Source organism: Methylocystis sp. (genome assembly GCF_051061225.1).
Lineage (GTDB): Bacteria > Pseudomonadota > Alphaproteobacteria > Rhizobiales > Beijerinckiaceae > Methylocystis.
The window spans coordinates 44,154-62,948 of sequence record NZ_JBPFEB010000028.1 but is presented as its reverse complement, the minus strand read 5'-3'; the positions used below and the strand labels follow the sequence as shown (position 1 = coordinate 62,948).

Here is an 18,795-nt window from a genome sequence, read left to right as displayed (position 1 = left end):
CGCGAGCGCGGAACGGCTCGGCTGGAACGGCTTGGCTCTTGCATCTGAACGGCTTTTCCGGCATCCATCCGGCGCCCCGCCGGCTTTGCGCCCGTGTCGGCGCCGACAGGCGCCTGTCTCAATGGAAAATTCAGTCAGATCATGGCCCGCGACGTAACCGACACGACGCCCATCGAGTCCCGCGAAGCGCTCGTCGAATGGCTCGCCGCAGGCTGCAAGACCTCCGGCGCGCCGCTGCGGATCGGCACCGAGCACGAGAAAATCCCCTTCTACGCGGACACGCTGCGGCCGGTTCCCTATGGCTGCGTCGACGGCCGCTGCGGCGTCGGCGATCTTCTTGAGGGAATGCGCGCGGCCATGGGCTGGGAGCCCATCATGGACCGCGACGCGCTGATCGGCCTCGCCGAGACCAACGGCGGCGGCGCGATTTCGATCGAGCCGGGCGGCCAGTTCGAACTGTCCGGCGCGCCGCTTCCCGATATTCACGCGACGGCGGCCGAACTCGATTCGCATCTCGGCGCCCTGGCGGGCGTCGCCCGGTCGCTCGGCGTCGCCTTTCTGGACCTCGGCGCGAGCCCGAAATGGTCGCGCGCCGAGACGCCGGTCATGCCCAAGCAGCGCTACCGGATCATGGCCGCCTATATGCCGAAGGTCGGCTCGCGCGGTCTCGACATGATGTTCCGCACCGCCACCATTCAGGCCAATCTCGACTTCGTCAGCGAGGCGGACATGGTCGAGAAGGTGCGGGTCGGCCTTGCGCTCCAGCCGCTGGTGACGGCGCTTTTCGCCAATTCGCCCTTCCTCGACGGCAAGCCCACAGGACGGCTCTCGCAACGCTCCTACATCTGGCTCGACACCGACCCGGCCCGGACGGGCATGCTGCCCTTCGCCTTCGAGGATGGTTTCGGGTTCGAGCGCTATGTCGATTACGCGCTCGACGTGCCGATGTATTTCGTCAAACGCGGCGACGTGTATCATGATGTCGCGGGCGCCAGTTTCCGCGACCTGCTCGACGGCCGCCTGCGCCAGCTTCCGGGCGAACGCGCCACCATGTCGGACTGGGCGAATCATCTCTCAACCATCTTCCCCGAGGTGCGGCTCAAGACCTACCTCGAAATGCGCGGCGCCGATGGCGGCCCACGAGCGCATATGACGGCCCTGCCCGCTCTGTTCGCCGGCCTGTTCTACGACGGCGCGGCGCTCGATCAGGCCCGGCAGTTGACCAAAGACTGGGATGATGCGGCCCGTCAGACTTTGCGGGAGGATGTGCCGACGCTCGCGCTCGACGCGCGAATCGGGGGCCGCAGCCTGCGGGAGATCGCGCGCGACGTGCTCGACCTCGCCGCCGCCGGACTGAAGCGGCGCGCGCAGCTCAACGCCAAGGGACAGGACGAGACCGTCTATCTGGCGCCGCTGGAACAGATCGTGTCGGACGGCCGCACGCTGGCGCAGCAGAGGCTCGACGCCTTCAATGGTCCCTGGGGAGGTTCGGTGGACGGCGCGTTCCGGGATTGCGTGATCCCGCTCTGATCAGCGCCCCGGCGTCGATCGAAGACCGTCGGTGGCGCCCGCGCCGCAATGAGAAAGAGGGACTTGATGTGTCGCGCCTTGCGCGGCGCCCTCCCCGTCCAGGGGAGGGATTGGCTCACGCCGGTGAGGCGTGGCGACTCCTCGATGATTTCGTGACAATCAGCGCGGGAACAGATCGTTCAGGCCGAACGGCGCCATGGGCTGGAGGCTGGACGCGCGTTGCACGCCATCCGACAGAGCGGCGTAGCCCATCGCCGCCGCCGCTGGCTGGCGCGCCATGTCGACACGGACATGGCCGCCGATCTTGACGCAGCCATTGGAGCCGGCGACGGCCACATAATCCGCGCCATAGCGCGCGCAATGGTTTGACGCTTCGGCCTTCGCCGGAAGCGAGGAGAAAGACGCGGCGAGCGCAAAGGCTCCGGCTATGGCGAGCGGCGCGTTGGGGCGAAAATCAGCGCACATCATGGCAGTCAGCCTTTTTTCCGATCGCCGCGCAACCCGAAGCGCTGCGATCCTTGCCCAATCCCTGTGCAGACAGACCCGGGGTCAACGCGCCCGACTCCTCAACTGCGATCGTGACACTTAAGCCTGACATCGTGGCAGGATCGTGTCCCGGACGGGGGATTTGTCCGTCCCCTGTGGATTAGAAACCACAGTCGGATTGATTTTTCGTATACGCGAAAGGTTTGATTAAATACCGTTTACAAATGATTACCACACCAATCTCCGATTGTGGCCTGCACGATTGCAAGCGCCGCGACAGAGGCGGTGTCGGCGCGCAGGACACGCGGTCCCAGCGAAATGCGGGCGACATTGGAGAGGCGCCCAATCGCCGCGCGCTCGGCGTCGTCGAACCCGCCCTCGGGCCCGACAAGAACGGAAACGCCCTTTCCGGTCCGGCCCTTGAGCGCCTCCACCGGATTGGCGATCGGCGCGTCCTCATCACAGAACACGAGCAGACGGTCCGCCGGAAAGGCGGCGATGAAGTCGTCGAGCTCCATGGCTTCCGGCGCTTCGGGCACGACGAGCACGCCGCATTGCTCGGCCGCTTCGATCGCATTGGCCCGCAGCCGCGCCGAATTGACGCGGCGCACCTGCGTGCGGCGGGTGATCACGGGCACGAGACGGCCCGCTCCCATCTCGGTCGCCTTCTGCGCCATGTAATCGAGCCTCGCCTGTTTCAGCGGCGCGAAACAATAATCGAGATCCGCCGGCGCGGTCTGCGGGCGCGTTTGCCGGTCGACGCGCAATTTCGCCGAACGGCGCGTGGTCTCGGCGACATGCGCGAGAAACTCGCCGTCGCGGCCATTGAAGAGAAGGATGGCGTCGCCGCCGCGCAAACGCAGCACATTGAGAAGATAATTGAGCGCCTCGGGCGGCGGGGCAATGTCGACGCCCGGCGCGAGCGCGTCGTCCACGAACAGGCGCTGCGCGGAAAAGTCGTAATGCGACAAGATCTTGTCCTGACAGGAGGGAGACGGGTCCAACCCGCCGGTCGGACCGCCTTGAAGCAGCCGTTTTGTTCGCGGACAGGTTGGCCAAAACTTGCGTGAGCGGCAAGCCTGCTGTTAACAGAAAATACACCTTCGTGGAGCGGATCCCGATTATGAAGAACAGCGGTCTCTTCGTCTTGCGCTCGGTTGCGGGCCTCTCGCTGCTGGCGCTTCTCGCCGCCGCGGGCGCAGCGCAAGCGCAGTCCTGTCAGGAGGACTTTCAGAAGCTGACCGACCGCCGGATGGCGCAGATTCAGGTGCTCAACGGTCTCGGCAAGGCCGGCAAGGGCAAGATGGACCCCACCGCCGCCTGCGGCGCCGCCAAGAAGCTCGTCGGCATCGAGAGCGAGATGGCGGCCTACATGACCAAGAACAAGGAATGGTGCAACATTCCCGATCAGGTTCTCGACGGCTTCAAGCAGGCGGGCGCCAAGACCAAGGGATTCGCCAACCAGGCCTGCACCGCCGCCGCGAAGATGAAACAGATGATGGAGCAGCAGCGCGAACAGGCCGCGAGCGGCGGCATGGGCGCGCCGCCGAAACTGCCGGCCGGACCTCTGTGAGCCTCATCAGCGACGACGACGCCGCCCTTCCGGACGCCGAAACCGACCATCCGATCTGGCGCCACGCGCCGGCGTGGGTCCGCCCCTATGTGCAGCTCGCGCGGCTCGACCGCCCGGTGGGCTGGTGGCTGCTGTTGCTGCCCTGCTGGGAATCGAGCGCGCTTGCCGCCGCTGCGCTGCACAGGGCGCCGAACCTCTGGCATCTGGCGCTGTTCTTCATCGGCGCCGTCGTGATGCGTGGCGCCGGCTCCACCTATAATGATTATGTGGATCGCGAGATCGACTCGAAGGTCGCGCGCACGCGCGGGCGGCCGCTCGCATCCGGCCGCGTCAGCCCGCGCGCCGCGATCTGGTTCATCGTCGCGCAATGCCTCGTGGGGCTCGCGGTGCTCCTGTCCTTCAACGGCTACACGATCGCGGTCGGGCTGCTGTCGCCGCTGATCGTGCTGGTCTATCCCTTCGCCAAGCGCTTTACCTCCTGGCCGCAGGCCATATTGGGATTCGCCTTCGCCTATGGCGCCCTGCTCGGCTGGACGGCGCAGACGGGATCGCTGGGGCTTCCCGCATTGTCGCTATATGCGTCGTGCATCCTGTGGACCATTGGCTACGACACGATCTACGCCTTGCAGGACGTGCGCGACGACGCCATCGCGGGCGTGCGCTCGACGGCGCGGCTCTTCGGGGCGCAGGTCAAGCGGGCGGTGGGGATGCTCTACGCCGCCTCGGCGGCCTTCGCGGCGCTGGCGGTTCATCTCATCGGCGGCGGCCTGTTCGCCTGGCTCGGCGTCGCCGCCTATGCGGCGCATCTCGCCTGGCAGGTCTCGCTGACGCGCGAGGAGACTCCCGTGCCAGTGGCGCTGATGCTTTTCCGCTCCAATCGGGACGCGGGATTGCTGCTCTCCGCAGGGTTCTTCATGCAGAGCGTCGCTTACCTGATCTGACGCCCGTTTTCGGGCGATTCGCACTGACGGCTGTCAGAATCTCCGTCCCGGCGGCGCCGGATGGCAGGCGAGCACGGCGATTTCATCGCCATTGTCATATTTCATCTCGCCGCGTCCGACGTCGAGCGTGTTGCGCACATGGCGCTCGGCGCATGTGTCCGCGCCGCCGTCCATGCAGAGCCGGTCCGTGCCGAATGTGATGAGGCTCTTGTCGACGCTCATCACATAGACGACCCTTTCCTTGCGGCCGTGTTTGTCCGGCCCGGAAATGTAGGAATCGCCCTGCTGGTATTCCTCGGCGACGCCCTCGCTCCACATGATCTGCAAAAACTGCCGCCCGGTGTCGACGTCGACCATCGCCGTCTGATTCGACCGCGCGCAGTCGAGGTGGATTTCCGCCGCGATCGCGGGCGCGGACGCGGCGGCGAGGGCCAGAACGGCAAAGGCTGTCCTCATCTCACTTGCCTTCCAGATTCCGCTTCTGATCCAGGCAGGAATCAAGCTGGGCGCGGTTGAGATCCCAGTAGGAGGCGCCGCAGAGCGCCTGATACCGGCTGCTGGTGAAGAAAGACCAGAGATTATAGCTGACGAGCGCCAGCGCCAGAACGGCCACTATCTTGAGAAGCACGTTGAAGCGCGTGATCGGGTCTGTCTCGGGCTGTGACATGAGCGCCTCCTTGGCCACAATGTTAGGCCGCCGACGCGGCGCGTCAATCGGCCGGAGCGCCGCGTCCCTGTAAAGCGGCGACTCTAGTCCAGCGTCTGCCGGAACCGCATCACCGCCACGGACATGGCGGCCAGCGTGAAAACCGCCAATGCGCCGGCGTCCGTCGCCAGATCGGAAAAACCCGAGCCTTTCAGCATGACCGAGCGCACGATGCGCAGATAATGCGTGAGCGGGAGCGCCTCGCCGATATATTGCGCCCACACCGGCATTCCGTAAAAGGGGAAGAGAAAGCCCGACAGCAACATGCTCGGCAGGAAGATGAAGAAGGTCATCTGGATCGCCTGGAGCTGATTCGCGGCGATGGTCGAGAGCGTATAGCCGAGCGACAGATTGGCGAGGATGAACAGCAGCGTCAGCGGCACGAGCACGCCCAGCGAACCGACGATCGGCACGCGGAACAGCAGGCTCGCGACGATCAGGATGGTCGCCATCTGCACGCCGCCCACGAGCACATAGGGGGTGATCTTGCCGAGCATGATCTCGGTCGGCGTCACCGGCATGGCGAGCAGCGCCTCCATCGTGCCGCGCTCGATTTCGCGCGTGACGGAGAGCGCGGTGTAGATCAGCATCGTCATGGTGAGGATGGTGCCGATCAGCCCCGGCACGATGTTGCGCCGCGCCTCGCCCGCCGGATTGTAGCGGCGCTGCACCTGCAGATCGAAGGGTGCCGGATTTTGCGCCAGAAACGCCAGCGGCCCGGTCAGCTCGCGGTCCAGCGCCTGCGCCGCGGCGCCGAGAGCGCCGGATATGGCGACCGAGGCCGCCGTCGGATCGGTGGCGTCGGCGATCAGCAGTACCGCGGGACGCTCGCCGCGCACCAGGCGGCGCGTGAAATCCGGCGGAATTTGAATGACGAACTGCGCCTTGTTGGACTTGATCAGACGGTTGGCGTCCGCTTCCCCATGTGCGACATAACGGATGTCGAAGTAATCGGTCGCGCGCAGCGCGCCGATCATCGCGCGGGCGATGGCGCTGTCGTCGTACGACAGGATCGCGGTCGGCAGATGTTTCGGGTCCGTGTTGATGGCGTAGCCGAACAGCAGAAGCTGCATCAGCGGAATGCCGACGATCATCGCGAAGGTCGGGCGATCGCGCCGAAGCTGGATGAACTCCTTCACGAACATGGCGACGATGCGCCGCCACGCCTGTGCGAAACCGCGACGGCGCGCTGGTTGTTCGGCAGGCCTCGCCGCGTCGCTCATGCGGCCCCTCGATTGTTGCGGGTCATCAGCTCGATGAAGACGTCTTCGAGCGTCGCCCGGTCCTGCGCCCAGCGATGCGCCGGATCGGCGTAGCGCTCGACGACGCGCGCCATCGCCCCGGCGTCGCGCCCGGCGACATGCAGGGCGGCGCCGAAGCGCGCCACCATATCCACGCCCGGCGCATGTTTGAGCTCGCCAGCCAGAGCGTCGAGCCCCTCGCCGGTGACGACCCAGGTGGACAGGCCCGCGTTGCGGATGATGTCCTGGATCGCGCCGGAAACGAGCAGCTTGCCGTCGAGGATATAGGCGATCTCGTGACAGCGCTCGGCCTCGTCCATGTAATGGGTCGAGACGAGCACGGTCAGGCCCTGCGTCGCCAGATGGTGAATCTCGTCCCAGAAGTCGCGACGGGCTTTCGGATCGACGCCGGCGGTCGGCTCATCCAGCAGCAGCAGCGCGGGATTGGGCAGGACGCAGGCGCCGAGCGCGAGCCGCTGTTTCCAGCCGCCGGAGAGTTCGCCCGCGAGCTGGCCGGCGCGCGCCGCCAGCCCGAGCCGCTCCAGCGCCGCCTGCGCCGCCGCGCGCGGCGACTCGAGCCCGTAGATGCGGGCCACGAATTCGAGATTCTCGCGGATGGTGAGATCGCGGTAGAGCGAGAAGCCCTGCGTCATATAGCCGACGTGGCGCTTGATCTCCTCCTGCTGGGTGCGGATGTCGTAGCCCAGACAGCGACCCTCGCCGGAATCGGGCGTCAGCAGGCCGCAGAGCATGCGGATCGTCGTCGTCTTGCCGCTGCCGTTGGGACCGAGAAAGCCGAGAATCTGCCCGCGCCTGACGCTCAGGGACAAATGGTCGACCACGATCTTGCCGCCGAAGGACTTGGTGAGATCCTTGACCTCGATGGCGATCTCGGGCGCCGGACCGGGCGATGCGTCGACCGACATGCTGCGCCCCTCTCCCTGTGTCATTTCGGCTGCGGCGGCGTCACGGAAACCGGCATGCCGAGCGGCAGTTCCCGCGCCCGCCCCTCGAGCCGCGCCTCGACCTTGAAGACGAGCTTGGTCCGCTCGACGTCGCTGAAAATGACCGGCGGCGTAAACTCCTGCCGGCTGGAGACATAGGAGATGCGGCCGGACAGGTCGCCGGGACAGCCGTCGCAGGCGACCTTCACCCTCTCGCCGACCTTCACCGATGAGAGCCTCGGCTCCGGCACGTAAAACCGCACCTTGCGGTTTTCGGGCGGCAGCAGCGCCACGACCGGCTGTCCGGCGTTGACGACCTCACCGGGCCGGAAGAAGATGTCCTGCACCACGCCCGCGGCCGGCGCATGGACCTTCTGGCGGCCGATGCGGATGTCGATCCCCTCGAGTTGCGCCCGCGCCTGCTGGATGGCCGCCTCCGCCGCGCTGATTTCCTGCGTGCGGCCGGGGATGAGAGCTGCATCCACCTGACGGCGCGCCTCCTTCACGGTCGCCTCGTCGCGCCTGAGCGCCATTTCGGCGCGGTCCAGCGTCGCCTTCGCGACGTCGCCCGAGCGATACAGCTTGAGCTGCCGCTCATAATCGTTCCTGGAAAGATTCAGCGCCGCCCCGGCGCGCTCCAGCCCCGCCTGCAAAACGGCGACCTGTTCGGGACGGCTCGTCGCCGCGCGCAGATTGGCGAGCTGCGCCTCGAGCTGGCCGATGCGCGCCACCGCCTCCGACCGCTGGCGGTCGAGCAGCGTCGTCGACATGGTGAACAGCAGATCGCCGGGCTTGACGACCGACCCCGACGCCACCGCGAGGCTGGCGACCCGCTCGCCCTCATTCGGGCCGATGTAGAGGACCTCTCCCTCCACATAGCCGAGGAAGGGCTGGTCGTCGGCGCCATTCTCATGGAACGTCCGCCAGGCGAAAAAGCCCCCGAGCGCGAGAAGGATCGCCGCCAGCGCGGCCACGCGTCCCATCCTTCGCCGCCTCCTCTCATGAGAGAGCCGCCGCTCGACTCGACCGGCGCAATCTCTTTTTGGCGCGCCGGCTGCAAAAAGGCTACAGTGCGCCGCCCGCGATACGAAAAGGGACCCGAAAAGGGATCAGAAATGTCTGAAGAGATTACGGAATTGCCCGAGCGCGAAGGTATGGACTATGACGTGGTGATCGTCGGCGCCGGCCCGGCCGGCCTCGCCGCCGCGATTCGCCTCAAACAGGTCGCGCCCGACCTTTCCGTCGTCGTCATCGAGAAGGGCTCCGAGCCCGGCGCCCATATTCTCTCCGGCGCCGTCATCGACCCTGTCGGCCTCGACCGCCTGATCCCCGACTGGCGCACGCGCGACGACGCGCCGCTGAAGACGCAGGTTCACGACGATCAGTTCTATCTGCTGAACGAAACAGGCGGCGTGCGCCTGCCCAACGCGCTGATGCCGAAGCTGATGAACAATCACGGCAACTTCATCGGCTCGCTGGCCAATGTCGTGCGCTTCCTCGCCGCCGAGGCCGAAGGACTGGGCGTGGAAATCTATCCGGGCTTCGCCGGCGCCGAGATTCTCTACGGCGACAAGGGCGAGGTGCGCGGCGTCGCCACCGGCGACATGGGCGTCGACCGCGATGGCAAGCCGAAGGACAGTTTTACGCGCGGCATGGAGCTGCGGGGGAAATACACGCTGTTCGCCGAAGGCGCGCGCGGCTCGCTCTCCAAGCAGCTCCTCGCGAAATATGACCTCGCAAGGGACAGCGACGTTCAGAAGTTCGGCATCGGCTTCAAGGAGCTGTGGCGCATTCCGAAGGAAAAGCACAAGCCCGGCCTCGTCCAGCACTCTTTCGGCTGGCCCTTGCAGACCGACACGGGCGGCGGCTCCTTCCTCTATCACTTCGAGGACGGTCTCGTGTCGATCGGCTTCGTCGTGCATCTCAATTATTCGAATCCGACGCTGTCGCCCTTCGACGAGTTCCAGCGGTTCAAGTGCCATCCGATGATCGCGCCGACGCTGGAAGGCGGCGAGCGTCTCGGCTATGGCGCGCGCGCGCTGACCGAAGGCGGCTGGCAGAGCGTGCCGAAGCTGGTCTTCCCCGGCGGCGCGCTCGTCGGTTGTGCGGCGGGCTTCATGAATGTTCCGCGCATCAAGGGGTCGCACAACGCCGTGCTCTCCGGCATGCTCGCCGCCGAACATGTCGCCGCCGCGATCGCAGACGGCCGCGAATATGACGAGGTCACGGCCTATGACGCCGCCTGGCGCGACTCGGAGATCGGCCGCGATCTGAAGCCCGTGCGCAATGTGAAGCCGCTCTGGTCGAAATACGGCACCTACATCGGCGCCGCGCTCGGCGGGCTCGACATGTGGACCAATTCGCTGTTCGGCTTCTCCTTCTTCGGCACGCAATCGCATGGCAAGCCCGATCACGCCTGCCTCAAGCCGCTCTCCGAAGTGACGCCGATCGTCTATCAGAAGCTCACGCAGAAGCCGGCTTTCGACAAGCTGTCCTCGGTCTTCGTGTCGAACACGAACCACGAGGAAGACCAGCCGGTGCATCTGCGGCTGAAAGATCCGTCGATCCCGATCGAGCAGAACCTGCCGATCTATGGCGAGCCCGCCCGACTCTATTGCCCGGCGGGCGTCTATGAAGTCGTCTATGGCGACGAGGAAGCCAGGAAAGACCCGCGTTTCGTGATCAATGCGCAGAATTGCGTCCACTGCAAAACCTGCGACATCAAGGATCCCGCCCAGAACATCACCTGGGTTCCGCCGGAAGGCGGCGGCGGACCGAACTATCCGAACATGTGAGGCCCTTCCGACCGATGCTGATGGAGGCCAGCGCCCGCCCCTCTTCTTGGGAGATGCGGCGGGCGCTCGCCTCCACCCCGGCCATTGCCGCCGCCGGCGGCCAGACGCCATGGCGCCCGTGAGCCGCGATGTTTTTCGTCCTCTCCAAAATTTTCGGCTTCTTCGCCGCGCCCACCAATCTCGCGCTGTTCGTCGCCGGGCTCGGCGTCGCCCTGTCCGTCACGCGCTGGCGCAAAGCCGGTTGGGCGCTCGTCCGCGGCGCGGTTCTTTTCCTGCTGCTGCTCGGCTTTACGCCCCTCCCCATGCTGCTCGCCCTGCCCCTGGAGACGCGTTTTCCTCAGCTGCCCGCCGAGGCGCCGGCCCCGGACGGAGTCATCGTGCTGGGCGGCGCGATCGATGAGGAGGCGAGTGCGCGCAATGGGCAGGCGGCGCTCAATGACGCGGCGGAGCGGCTGACCGAGCCGCTGCGACTGCGGCGCCTCTACCCGCATGCGCGTATCGTCTTCACCGGCGGCTCGGCGTCCCTGCGCGGTTCAGCGCATACGGAAGCCGAACATGTGCGCACCTTCTGGACCGAGCTGGGGATGGACCAGACCGGCGCCCTCTACGAGGACCGCTCGCGCAATACTTATGAAAATGCTGTTTTCACCCGGGAGCGCCTGGCGCCCGCTCCCGGCGAACGCTGGCTGCTGGTGACCTCGGCCTTCCATATGCCCCGCGCCATGGGAATCTTCCGCAAGGCCGGTTTTCCGGTCGTCGCCTATCCGGTGGATTATCGCATGACGGGAGGGCTGCGCGGCTGGAGCATGCGCCCCAACGCCCTCGGCAATCTCGAACTCGCGGAATTGGCGGCGCATGAGTGGCTCGGTCTCGCCGCCTATTGGCTGACCGGCAAGACCGACGCGCTGTTTCCGGCGCCGTAGCGACCGGCGCCGCCAATCCTTCTCTCCCCATGCGCAGGGAGAGAAGAGATGGGCGGCAAAGCGACCCCCGAAGCGCGCGCCGCCCTATTCCGAACGCCGCCGACCTCTGGTCGTCGTCGACGGCTCCATGCTGCGGCCGCCTCCGCTGCCCGGCCAGGCGCCGTGCTTCATTTCCAGAAACAGCGCGATGGCCTGCGCGCGGTTGCGCACTTCGAGCTTCTCGAACAGGTTGCGCAGATGGAACTTGATCGTATTGATCGAGACGCCGAAATCCTTGGCGAGCTGGCTGTTGGTGTGGCCAGACCCCAGCGCCGACAACAGGCTGCGCTCCCGCAGGGTCAGGTTCTCGAGCGGATCGCTGCGCATCTTGCGGATATCGACGAAGGGGAACACCATGTCTCCTGCGGCGACCGCCGCGAGAACGTCGAGCAGACGCTCTGGCGGCGCCCGCTTGGAGACAAAGCCGGCGCCGCCGAGTTGCAGCGTCTCGGCAGGGGCGGCCGGATCATTGGTGCCGCTGTACACCACGATCTTGGGAGCCGACACCTGACGCGACAGCGCGCGCAGCACATCCCGCGCATGCAGCGTCGGCAATTGCCAGCCGATGACGGCGATGGCGAATTTCTGCTGGCGGGCGGCTTCCAGGAATTCCTCGCCGTCCGTCACCTTCAGCACCAGATTGAAACGCTTGTCGTCGGAGAGGAGCTTGTCCAGCCCCGCGAGGATCAGCGGACTCTTGTCGGCGATGGCGACGTCGATGCGGGCGGCGGCGACAGAGCCGGCGCCGTCGTCATTGTCCGGACGGGGCCTTGCGCGCGGCGGGTCCGTGTCGGCCCGGCTCGTCCGCTCCAGGTCCGCCTGGCCCTCCACAGCCCTGATCGAAGAGGTAGGCCCCATTCTTCCCTCCGGGCCCGCGGGGACATCCCCTCACGCGAACCTCAACACCACCCAATGAGCCAGCCACGCCTTTTTTGCGGGCGGGTTTCGTTCTCTTTTGCGCCGGCGAACACCTACCCGTTCGAGTTGGCGTCGCGGCTAGAATACAAGGCGGGCGTCCGGGCGCAAGCCCTCTTCGGGGGACGATGGAAACAAGCGTGAAAAGGGCCGAAAAAAAATTAGGCGCGCCGCATCGGCATGAGCCGACGCGCCGCGCCTTGAGATCGAGCGATGACGCCGATTAGTCGGTGAAGACCCAACGAGCAGCGAAATAAGCAGCCGCGCCAATAACGATGATCGCGATCATGCCGACCGGGGTCGAGGCGTAGCTGGTCAGTTCGAGAATAGCGCCCATAATCTCCTCCTTCTGTCACACTTTCTGTCGGTTCTAACTATTAGCCGACATGCTTCCATCTGATCCGCCCAAGCGAACGGATAAGCAGACTTGCGTTTTAGGATCGCATCGCGGACATGTTCCCATCGCGTTTTTTTACGCGACACCTCGAAAGGGTGGGCGCATATCTGTCTGGCCCTGTCCGCGCCCGGTGAGCCATATGCCACCACAGTTTTGCATCTGCGGTTCCGAAATGCGGTGCGTAAACGAACTATTGTAGTCGCTGATCCTTGTCAAGCGACCTCACGGTCCCAGGCGGCGGCGGAATGTCGCGGACGCTTTGGCTTTGGCGGAGATTGCGCTTGCCGCGCGGGAGGCGCCGCGCCTAATGTCCCCGGCATCGGAAAAGAGAGCGGACATGGGCAAAACCCCATTAAAATACTTTATAATCTTCATCGTGGTGGCGGGCGCGGCGGGCGCCCTCTTCTACGCGCGGCGCACCGTGCCGGTCTGCGGCGAGGATGGAAAATACATGGCCAGCGTCGCCGACTGCCAGGCTTGGGGACTGGACTCCAACCTGTGCAAACAGGCTGTCGAGAAGGCTCGGGCCGTCGCGGCTCGGGCCGCGCCGAAAACCGAAACACTGTTCCAGTGCGAGCTGCGCTTCACGGACTGTTTCGAGACTCCGGCCGGCGGCTTTTCGCCACGGCCAGCCTTCTGCCTCCGCGCCGACGGCGAACCCAGGGAGATCCGCTACCTCGAATATGAGGCGGACCGCCGCAACCGCAAAAAGACAAGGGAAGTGCGCATCGACTGATCGAGGCCCATCAAGAGCGCGACACGCCTGCCACGCCACACAGCGAAACCGGAAGGCGGCGCGCCCCGCCCGCGATCAGCGGCGGGAGTCCGCGCGTTTGGCGCCGATCTGGAAGTCGGACGCCTCGATGACGAGGTCGCCGGCGCCGGTCTTGACGTCGATATGGATCGGCACGACGACGCGCGCCTCGGGCAGCGGCGCGAGCCAGACGTTCATGTCGCGATTTTCCGCCATGTAACGGGTTGATTTGCTGTCCGGCCGATGGCCGGCGATCGGCGTGTAGCGCGCCGAGCAGATGGCGACCGGGCCGGAATAGCCCGGCGTGTTCGCCGTGTGCTCGCCGGCAAAGGAGAGGGCGATATCGAAGCGCGTCACCCCGTCGAAAACCGAAATGGTGCGGTTGCAGGCGGCCGGCCCGGTCAACTCCTGCCCCTGCGGCACGCTCATGATCAAGGCGCTGACGGGATCAACGACGCGCTTCTTGTTGGGCTCCAGCACCGGAACGCGCATCTCGGCGTCCCATGGCTCCGGCTTGACCTCCACATTGCGCACCGCGTTGCTCGCCAGCGACATGCGGACGGTGCGCACCTCTTCCTCGTTGGAGGTCGTGTTCGCATAGGCGGACGGCGACGGCCCGGCGACCGAGAGGCCGCCGCTCGCGGTGGCCGCGCCCTTGGTGTTGTTGACGAGATTGGCGAGGCCCGTCGTGCGCATCGAGATGTCGATGCGGTAAGTGCGATCGACGACGCCCGAGGCGTAGGCGCTGCCAATGGAAATGCCCATGAGGCTCAGCGCGTAATGCGCCTTGAGCGTCTCCGCCTCCGCCCTGCCGGCAAGGCAGGGGAGCAACGAGGCGATCGCGAGGGAACCGAGCTTTCTGGTCTTGCTCATGTACAACGCCGTTGCTGGGGCTTGGCCGCGCGCCATGGATGGTTGCCTCACGCCGACTCCTGCCAGTGTCCGTCCGCATAAATGCGCCAGGAGCGCAGCCCGGCTTTCGCGACCACCATCCGGCCGGCTTTCGCCTCCGCCACCAAATGTCTGAATACGAGCGGATTGCGCCAGGAAAAGGGCTTTTCCGGGTCGCAAACGGCATGGTACTCGTCGCTGTCGGGGTCGTCCATGAGCAGCGTTCCGACCTTGTCCGGCCGCATCGTCGCGGGAAGGCCGCGATCTTCCTTCCACTGGCAGTAATAGTCGCGGCACACCTGCGGCCGTGACCCATAGACCCCGCAACCGCCCGCTCCCACGCAATGCGGGCACAGCTTTCCGGCCGTCTTTTTCAGCTCCTCGATTTCGAGAACCTTGCAGCAGAAGAAGCAGGGCCCGCAGGCTTTGCCGGGGATTTCGAGCATGTGACGGGGCCGCGAGACAGTGAGAATCGAATCAGCGTATTCTCGCCGCGACGGCGCGGGATGCAAGCAGCGCTTACAAACAAACCAGATCCGGCAATCGCATCCGGCTTGCCGGCCCGCGCGCCGCTCCCGAGCGGGCGCGCATGAGAGCTTGGACCATGTCGCGCACGATCGATCCTTCGACCCTCTTCGTTTCACCCCAATGGCTGGCGGATCATCTGGACGCGCCCGACCTGCTCGTCCTCGACGCCTCCTGGCACATGCCGGCGACCGGGCGCGACGCGCGGGCGGAATATCTCGCCGGCCACATCCAGGGGGCCGTGTTCTTCGACATCGACGGCGTGGCCGATCATTCGACGGGCTTGCCGCACATGCTCCCCTCGCCCGAGGCTTTCGCCGCCGAGATGCGCCGACTCGGCTTCGGCGACGGCATGCATGCGGTCGTCTATGACAGCGTGGGTCTCTTCTCCGCGCCGCGCCTGTGGTGGACGCTGCATGTGTTCGGCGTCGACCGCGTCTCCATCCTCGCCGGCGGTCTGCCCGCCTGGAAATTCGAGGGGCGTCCGCTGCAAACGGGCGAGGTCGTCCGGGAGCCAAGGGACTTCACGCCCCGCTTCGACGCCACGCTGGTCGCCGACCTCGCGCAGGTGAATGAGGCATTGCTGAGCGGCGCCGCGCAGGTCGTCGACGCCCGCTCCGCCGAACGCTTCATGGGCCTCGCGCCGGAGCCGCGCGTGGGCCTGCGCGCCGGGCATATGCCGGGCGCCTACAACCTGCCCTTCCCCAATGTCATCGAGGGGGGCCGGATGAAAGGGAAGGCCGGGCTGGACGCCGCTTTCGCCGCGGCGGGACTGGACCCCGACAAGGCCGTCATCGCAAGCTGCGGCTCCGGCATGACCGCCTGCATCCTCAGCCTCGCCCTCGCCGCCTCGGGTCGCGCGCCGGCGGCCGTCTATGATGGCTCCTGGACGCAATGGGGCGGCCGCGCCGATCTGCCGATTGTCGCCTACGCGTCATGATGCCTAAAATTTATGCGCATATAGCCTAAAATTTAGACAAATCTCCGTGAATGCAAGCAAACCACGGGGATGCGGCGCCAAACGTTTGGCCATGGCGCGGAATTCGCTCAAATGGTAGAAGCTCGGCGGCGTCGGCTAACGGCGAAGCGCGGGTGCGGCGGGGCTTGGACGCAGCGGGGATAAGCGATGAAAAAGGTCGAGGCGATCATCAAGCCCTTCAAACTCGATGAGGTGAAGGAAGCTTTGCAGGCGGCGGGACTGCAGGGCATCACCGTCACCGAGGCGAAGGGCTTCGGCCGCCAGAAAGGGCACACCGAGCTGTATCGGGGCGCCGAATATGTCGTGGATTTCCTGCCGAAAGTGAAAATCGAAATCGTTCTCGCGGACGAGGCGGTCGATCGTGCGGTGGAGGCCATCCGCACGGCCGCGCAGACCGGCCGCATCGGGGATGGCAAGATTTTTGTTTCGAACATCGAAGGCGCAATTCGAATCCGCACCGGGGAAACCGGCGCGGACGCGATTTAGCCATTCGCGGGCCCCATCCAATGAGCTTCCTGGAAAAATTGTTCCGCCGCCCACAGGCGTCTCAAACGCGCGTAATCAACGACAAGGAAGAGGCAAGAACGGACATGACAACGGCCAAGGACGTAATTAAGCAGATCAAGGACAACGACGTGAAATACGTCGATTTCCGCTTCACCGATCCGCGCGGCAAGTGGCAGCACGTCACTTTCGACGTCTCGATCGTCGATGAAGACGCGCTGACGGAAGGCATCGCCTTCGACGGCTCCTCGATTGCCGGCTGGAAGGCGATCAACGAGTCCGACATGCTGCTGATTCCGGACCTCGAGACGGTCACCATGGACCCGTTCTTCGCCGCCGCGACAATGGTCATCGTCTGCGACGTCGTGGAGCCCACCACCGGCCAGCCCTATCCGCGCGACCCGCGCTCGATCGCCAAGAAGGCGATGGCGCACATCAAGACGCTCGGCGTCGGCGACGTCGCCTATTTCGGCCCGGAAGCCGAATTCTTCGTCTTCGACGACGTCCGCTTCTCCGCCGACCCCTACAACACGGGCTTCCAGCTCGACTCGTCGGAACTGCCGTCCAACTCCGACACCGCCTATGAGGGCGGCAACCTCGGCCACCGCGTCCGCACCAAGGGCGGCTACTTCCCGGTCCCGCCGGTCGACTCGGCCCAGGACATGCGCTCCGAGATGCTTGCCGCCATGGCGGCCATGGGCGTCAAGGTCGAGAAGCACCACCACGAAGTGGCGTCCGCGCAGCACGAACTCGGTCTGAAGTTCGACACGCTCGTTCGCGTCGCCGATCATCTCCAGATCTACAAATATGCGATCCATCAGGTCGCGCATTCCTACGGCAAGTCCGCGACCTTCATGCCGAAGCCGGTCTTCGGCGACAACGGCTCGGGCATGCACGTTCACCAGTCGATCTGGAACGAAGGCAAGCCGGTCTTCGCGGGCGACAAATACGCCGGCCTCTCGCAGGAGTGCCTGTGGTACATCGGCGGCATCATCAAGCACGCCAAGTCGCTGAACGCCTTCACCAACCCGTCGACCAACTCCTACAAGCGTCTGGTCCCGGGCTATGAGGCGCCGGTGCTGCTCGCCTATTCGTCGCGCAACCGCTCGGCCTCCTGCCGCATCCCCTTCGTGAACAGCCCGAAGGCGAAGCGCATCGAGGTTCGCTTCCCCGATCCGACGGCGAACCCCTATCTGGCCTTCGCCGCCATGCTGATGGCCGGCCTCGACGGCATCAAGAACAAGATCGATCCGGGCGCGCCGGCCGACAAGGACCTCTACGACCTGCCGCCGGAAGAGCTGAAGGCGATCCCGACGGTCTGCGGTTCGCTCCGCGAGGCGCTCGACGCGCTGAAGGCCGACCACGCCTATCTGCTCGACGGCGGCGTGTTCACCGCGGACTTCATCCAGTCTTGGATCGACCTGAAATACACCGAGCTGATGCGCTACGAGATGACGCCTCACCCGGTCGAGTTCGATCTGTACTATTCCTACTGAGATCAGCGGGGGCGCGACGGCTTCACGCCTCTGCGCCCAACCTGACCGACACGCGTCCGGAGCTCGGCAAAAGCCGGTCTCCGGATTTTTTTTGGAGAGGCGGCGTCCCACAATCGGCGTCCGTGGGCGCGAGCCGCTTCTGCCCCCTTTACGGGGAGATCGGCGGCCAGAGGCCGCCGCGTGGTGTTCAGGCCGCTACGGCATGGATAGGGCTTCTACCCCACCCGCCGCGCGTTCCGGGGCGTTCGGACCAGGCGCCGGGAGCTTTCCTTCGCGCCCGGCGGCGCCTACATCAAGGCGAGCGAAAGAGGCGCCCATGGCCAATACGATCACCATCACCGTGCCACACGACCTCGGAGTCGAGACCGCCAAGAAGCGCCTCGCGGAGCGGCTGGAGAAGCTGCGGCATGATTATGTGGACAAGATCGCCCATTCCGAGGTGAGCTGGGCGGGGGATGTCGCCACCGTCCGCGTCACCGCTGTCGGCCAGCAGGCCACGGCGACGATGACCGTGTTGCCGGACATGGTGCGGATCGAGGTGCAATTGCCCTGGCTGCTCGCGGCCATTGCCGGCAAGGTGCAGACCTTCATCGCCCATAATGCGAGCGACGTGCTGAAAATCGGAAAATCCTGACCTGCGTCAGCTCGGCGGATCGCCATCGCCACTGTCGCCATCCGCGACGGATGGGAGGGGGTCGCGCGCAGCGCCTGCGGGCTCGGACGGCGCAGCGCCCATGGCCGGAAGGCCCCGGCCTTTTTGCGGGGCATGGCCATTCTGGCCCGATCCGCGCCAGCGCTGCAGACTGATCGCGTCGCGCTGGCGGGTCGTCGCCAGAGCCAGCCGCCGGTCGCGCCGGCTCGTCTCCCTCAGATACAGCGCCAGCACGATCATGAGATCCGTGGCCCGGTCCAGCGCGCCAAGGTCGATGAACTGACGCATATCCTCAAGAATGCGGTCGCGCGCGGCGTCCGGTCCGCGGCGCCCGGTCATGCGGTAAGAGGCCAGAAGGCTTCGGTGTCGTGGGGTGACGGCGGCGGTCAAGGCAAGCGTGTCCGCGACCAATGAAATTCCAAATCTGCCAAATTCCGTCATTGCGCCCCGCTTTGGCGCGCAGGTGAAACCGCGCGCCAATCCGGCGGAAATGCTAATGAACAG

General features: G+C 65.7%; 21 protein-coding genes. 10 read left to right on the top strand and 11 right to left on the bottom strand.

Annotated features, from left to right (window positions below; all coding sequences use genetic code 11):
- Positions 1-141: 141 nt before the first annotated feature.
- Positions 142-1,530, top strand: coding sequence for a glutamate--cysteine ligase (locus tag ACR652_RS05970; protein WP_434505607.1), 1,389 nt, complete (start codon positions 142-144; stop codon positions 1,528-1,530).
- Positions 1,531-1,689: 159 nt separating this feature from the next.
- On the opposite strand, the gene ACR652_RS05965 is transcribed toward ACR652_RS05970, so the two are convergent.
- On the bottom strand, positions 1,690-1,998 hold the full coding sequence (locus ACR652_RS05965) for a hypothetical protein (RefSeq protein ID WP_434505606.1): 309 nt from the start codon (positions 1,996-1,998) through the stop codon (positions 1,690-1,692).
- A gap of 236 nt (positions 1,999-2,234) precedes the next feature.
- Positions 2,235-2,987 (bottom strand): 16S rRNA (uracil(1498)-N(3))-methyltransferase, encoded by a 753-nt coding sequence (locus ACR652_RS05960; RefSeq protein WP_434505605.1) that lies wholly within the window; start codon positions 2,985-2,987, stop codon positions 2,235-2,237.
- A gap of 152 nt (positions 2,988-3,139) precedes the next feature.
- On the opposite strand from ACR652_RS05960, the gene ACR652_RS05955 reads away from it, so the two are divergent.
- Together ACR652_RS05955 and ubiA are read left to right on the top strand one after the other, a co-directional pair.
- Positions 3,140-3,589 (top strand): hypothetical protein, encoded by a 450-nt coding sequence (locus ACR652_RS05955; RefSeq protein WP_434505604.1) that lies wholly within the window; start codon positions 3,140-3,142, stop codon positions 3,587-3,589.
- A complete protein-coding gene (ubiA, locus tag ACR652_RS05950; RefSeq protein WP_434505603.1) occupies positions 3,586-4,530 on the top strand; it encodes a 4-hydroxybenzoate octaprenyltransferase in 945 nt (314 codons plus the stop codon). The genes ACR652_RS05955 and ubiA overlap by 4 nt, the downstream gene beginning before the upstream one ends.
- 33 nt (positions 4,531-4,563) lie before the next feature.
- On the opposite strand, the gene ACR652_RS05945 is transcribed toward ubiA, so the two are convergent.
- The 5 genes from ACR652_RS05945 to ACR652_RS05925 all read right to left on the bottom strand — a co-directional run bounded on the left by ACR652_RS05945 (position 4,564) and on the right by ACR652_RS05925 (position 8,404).
- Positions 4,564-4,986, bottom strand: coding sequence for a hypothetical protein (locus ACR652_RS05945; RefSeq protein WP_434505602.1), 423 nt, complete (start codon positions 4,984-4,986; stop codon positions 4,564-4,566).
- Between the two features lies 1 nt (position 4,987).
- The gene (locus ACR652_RS05940) at positions 4,988-5,197 is read right to left on the bottom strand and encodes a hypothetical protein (RefSeq protein ID WP_434505601.1); all 210 of its coding nucleotides are present in this window, start codon (positions 5,195-5,197) and stop codon (positions 4,988-4,990) included.
- Between the two features lie 83 nt (positions 5,198-5,280).
- Positions 5,281-6,459 carry an ABC transporter permease gene (locus ACR652_RS05935; RefSeq protein WP_434505600.1) on the bottom strand — a complete coding sequence of 393 codons (1,179 nt, stop codon included), beginning with the start codon at positions 6,457-6,459 and terminating at the stop codon, positions 5,281-5,283.
- Positions 6,456-7,403, bottom strand: coding sequence for an ABC transporter ATP-binding protein (locus tag ACR652_RS05930; RefSeq protein ID WP_434505599.1), 948 nt, complete (start codon positions 7,401-7,403; stop codon positions 6,456-6,458). The genes ACR652_RS05935 and ACR652_RS05930 overlap by 4 nt, the downstream gene beginning before the upstream one ends.
- Positions 7,404-7,423: 20 nt before the next feature.
- Positions 7,424-8,404: an HlyD family secretion protein gene (locus ACR652_RS05925; RefSeq protein WP_434505598.1), complete on the bottom strand. Its 981-nt coding sequence runs from the start codon at positions 8,402-8,404 to the stop codon at positions 7,424-7,426.
- A gap of 132 nt (positions 8,405-8,536) precedes the next feature.
- Here ACR652_RS05925 and ACR652_RS05920 point away from each other — a divergent pair, with 132 nt between their 5' ends.
- On the top strand, positions 8,537-10,216 hold the full coding sequence (locus ACR652_RS05920) for an electron transfer flavoprotein-ubiquinone oxidoreductase (protein WP_434505597.1): 1,680 nt from the start codon (positions 8,537-8,539) through the stop codon (positions 10,214-10,216).
- Positions 10,217-10,344: 128 nt separating this feature from the next.
- A complete protein-coding gene (locus ACR652_RS05915) occupies positions 10,345-11,139 on the top strand; it encodes a YdcF family protein (RefSeq protein ID WP_434505596.1) in 795 nt (264 codons plus the stop codon).
- 84 nt (positions 11,140-11,223) lie between these two features.
- Here ACR652_RS05915 and ACR652_RS05910 read toward each other — a convergent pair whose 3' ends face one another.
- On the bottom strand, positions 11,224-12,036 hold the full coding sequence (locus ACR652_RS05910) for a LuxR C-terminal-related transcriptional regulator (RefSeq protein WP_434505595.1): 813 nt from the start codon (positions 12,034-12,036) through the stop codon (positions 11,224-11,226).
- Between the two features lie 791 nt (positions 12,037-12,827).
- On the opposite strand from ACR652_RS05910, the gene ACR652_RS05905 reads away from it, so the two are divergent.
- Complete coding sequence (locus ACR652_RS05905) at positions 12,828-13,226, top strand: DUF1190 domain-containing protein (RefSeq protein WP_434505594.1); 399 nt, start codon at positions 12,828-12,830, stop codon at positions 13,224-13,226.
- Positions 13,227-13,301: 75 nt separating this feature from the next.
- Here the strand turns inward: ACR652_RS05905 and ACR652_RS05900 are convergent, their stop codons facing one another.
- Together ACR652_RS05900 and ACR652_RS05895 are read right to left on the bottom strand one after the other, a co-directional pair.
- A complete protein-coding gene (locus tag ACR652_RS05900) occupies positions 13,302-14,117 on the bottom strand; it encodes a DUF3108 domain-containing protein (RefSeq protein WP_434505593.1) in 816 nt (271 codons plus the stop codon).
- Positions 14,118-14,164: 47 nt separating this feature from the next.
- Positions 14,165-14,581 carry a hypothetical protein gene (locus ACR652_RS05895; protein ID WP_434505592.1) on the bottom strand — a complete coding sequence of 139 codons (417 nt, stop codon included), beginning with the start codon at positions 14,579-14,581 and terminating at the stop codon, positions 14,165-14,167.
- Positions 14,582-14,739: 158 nt separating this feature from the next.
- On the opposite strand from ACR652_RS05895, the gene sseA reads away from it, so the two are divergent.
- The 4 genes from sseA to ACR652_RS05875 all read left to right on the top strand — a co-directional run bounded on the left by sseA (position 14,740) and on the right by ACR652_RS05875 (position 18,273).
- The gene (gene sseA / locus ACR652_RS05890) at positions 14,740-15,600 is read left to right on the top strand and encodes a 3-mercaptopyruvate sulfurtransferase (RefSeq protein WP_434505591.1); all 861 of its coding nucleotides are present in this window, start codon (positions 14,740-14,742) and stop codon (positions 15,598-15,600) included.
- Between the two features lie 186 nt (positions 15,601-15,786).
- Complete coding sequence (locus ACR652_RS05885; protein ID WP_016921979.1) at positions 15,787-16,125, top strand: P-II family nitrogen regulator; 339 nt, start codon at positions 15,787-15,789, stop codon at positions 16,123-16,125.
- Between the two features lie 104 nt (positions 16,126-16,229).
- Positions 16,230-17,639 carry a type I glutamate--ammonia ligase gene (gene glnA / locus ACR652_RS05880; RefSeq protein ID WP_434505590.1) on the top strand — a complete coding sequence of 470 codons (1,410 nt, stop codon included), beginning with the start codon at positions 16,230-16,232 and terminating at the stop codon, positions 17,637-17,639.
- Positions 17,640-17,955: 316 nt separating this feature from the next.
- Positions 17,956-18,273, top strand: coding sequence for a polyhydroxyalkanoic acid system family protein (locus ACR652_RS05875; protein WP_434505589.1), 318 nt, complete (start codon positions 17,956-17,958; stop codon positions 18,271-18,273).
- 6 nt (positions 18,274-18,279) lie between these two features.
- Here the strand turns inward: ACR652_RS05875 and ACR652_RS05870 are convergent, their stop codons facing one another.
- Positions 18,280-18,681 (bottom strand): hypothetical protein, encoded by a 402-nt coding sequence (locus ACR652_RS05870; protein WP_434505588.1) that lies wholly within the window; start codon positions 18,679-18,681, stop codon positions 18,280-18,282.
- Positions 18,682-18,795: the final 114 nt, after the last annotated feature.